Raw genomic sequence first — 385 nt, 5'->3', positions numbered from 1 at the left:
GATGGTTACACAGGCTTCATCCACAATGTGCTTTACGAAAATTATCTGCGTGATCACGATGCACCAGAAGATTGTGAATACTACATGTGTGGTCCACCGATGATGAACGCGGCTGTTATTGGCATGCTGAAAAATCTCGGTGTAGAAGATGAAAACATCCTACTGGATGACTTCGGTGGTTAATTTCATCTAACCCATTGAAACTATGGCTGGCTCGTAGGAGCCAGCCATCTTCTTTTTTCCTCGCTATTCTTTTTTGAATAGTGCGCCAATGGCCATAGAAAATCGGTGTATTAACCGTGAACCTATTTTCCATATCCATTTAATAACAATAGGAGTTTAACAAGTGAAAAAGTGGCTTGTTGCTTTTGCTTCTCTATTGGTG

At 41.0% G+C, this 385-nt stretch carries 1 pseudogene; it reads left to right on the top strand.

Features of this window, described 5'->3' with window-relative positions:
- Positions 1–183 (top strand): annotated as a pseudogene (locus CIK04_RS25230) (NADH:ubiquinone reductase (Na(+)-transporting) subunit F); the annotation flags it as partial.
- Positions 184–385: the final 202 nt, after the last annotated feature.

The organism is Vibrio sp. 03_296 (assembly GCF_002265885.1).
The sequence above is the reverse complement of the archived record's forward strand: the minus strand, read 5'-3'. Positions and strand labels throughout refer to the sequence as shown.